Raw genomic sequence first — 1,709 nt, 5'->3', positions numbered from 1 at the left:
CGTTACGCACCGCGCTCTTCACATCGAGATGCACACCTGTTGAACGCCATCATGCGGCGGCTGTAGAGACGACCGCGGAAAGAACCATGAACCCGGCAGTGGATCACTTTTATCTATCGGGGTTGACATCGTGCCCGCGATTAAAGAACGGACGACTAGCCCCGAGAGAGTCGGGTGGCACTCACCCCTCCCCCTCTAGAAGCGCGCGTATACGTGCAGCGATCTTCCCCGCCTCCTTCGGCCCGGAGTTGAGCTTCACGCTATCGAGTATGCCTAACACTGCCTGAGCCTCCTCTGCATCAAACGTCGCGACTTGGCGATCTGCCAGGCTCAAAGACTGATCGGCCGCGCGGGCCTGATTGGCCGCAAGCACCTCAAGCGCTTGCGACCGTAGGGCTGTGATGTGCCGCTCTAATATATGCATCCTTTGGCCCTACCACGCGTCGCTAACTCCACCGCCAGCCTCGCGGCGAAAGAGGCTGACGGTAGGATACATCCACCGCAAAAAGCCGTGCCACAACTACCAGAACCGCTTGCCCCTCACTGGGCTTGACGATCGGCCTCAGATCGCAGGCAGCGCGGGCGCGACTCGGCGCCGTTCAGTTGCGCTGGGGCGGACGCTGTCCCTGCCCCGCCCCGCCCGCACTGCCGATTAAGTTAGCGGCTACGTGACTCGGCGCTTGAAAGGCCCCACGCATACACAGGGGAAGCGCTGTCCCTGCCACGCGCCGCTAACCCTCGCACGGCCAGCCTCAAGCTGACCGGCAGGACATCGCCCGCAGAGCGAGCGTATATCTACTGGAACGGGATTTGGAAGCAGTGCGGGCGCGACTCGGCGCCTGACGGCTGGGGGGCTGAGTTGAAGGCACGGTCCCTGCCGCATCCGCACTGCTGGTGGGTTTAGCGGAAAGGTGACACTCCACCCCACTGCTCTGGAAGCCACAGCAATGTCCGTCCCACCCCCGCTAAACCCAACAATCATGTATCGGGCCTAGCTTACTGAAAGCTGACGAGACCGCGCGGTATCCAAAAAACGGAAAGCGGCCCGCGTGGGCCGTTCGAAGCTTAGCCGCCTTTGACGGAGCTATGCGGGAAGCTGGGTGATGACGGCCTGAGATAGGCCGGCGTATCGAGGCGGGTGTCGAGCCTGCCAGAACCTCTCAAGGAGAGCGATACGCCATGAACGAGACTAGCAATATTGTTGCCCTTTGTCAGCCCGACGAGATCGACGATCCACTGACCAATATCCTGCGAGCCGGAGCGCGGCAGCTTCTGGCGCAGGCCGTGGAGATCGAAGTCGAGACGTTTCTTGCCACGGTGAAGATTTGAAGCTTGCCGACGGGCGCGCCCGTGTCGTGCGGCATGGTTACGGCCCGCCCGAACGATTGCGACCGGCATCGGACCGGTCGAGGTCGCGCGGGCGAAGATTCGGGACCGCGGAGCGGCCGGTGACGGCGAGCGGATCCGGTTCAGCTCGGCGATCCTGCCGCTGTGGGCGCGGCGCACCCGGAGCCTGGATGCGCTGTTGCCGGTGCTGTATCTGCGCGGCATCTCGACCGGCGATTTCCAGGAGGCGTTGACGGCCCTGCTGGGCAAGGCTGCGGATTTCACGGATCGTGAGCATCGATTTCGCGCGATCGTGAGCACTGAATTCAGACGATCGTGAGCAGCCCGCTACGGCCGATGGGAGATAGAGTCAGTGTTCTGGT

The 1,709-nt window shown here is 62.7% G+C and carries 1 pseudogene; it reads left to right on the top strand.

Going from position 1 to position 1,709, the window contains the following annotated elements:
* Positions 1–1,179: 1,179 nt before the first annotated feature.
* A pseudogene (locus tag QJT78_RS50910) lies at positions 1,180–1,597 on the top strand (transposase); the annotation flags it as partial.
* Between the last annotated feature and the right edge of the window lie 112 nt (positions 1,598–1,709).

It is taken from the genome of Bradyrhizobium sp. Mp27, from assembly GCF_029953005.1.
In the GTDB taxonomy this organism is placed as follows: domain Bacteria; phylum Pseudomonadota; class Alphaproteobacteria; order Rhizobiales; family Xanthobacteraceae; genus Bradyrhizobium; species Bradyrhizobium barranii.
The sequence above is the reverse complement of the archived record's forward strand: the minus strand, read 5'-3'. Positions and strand labels throughout refer to the sequence as shown.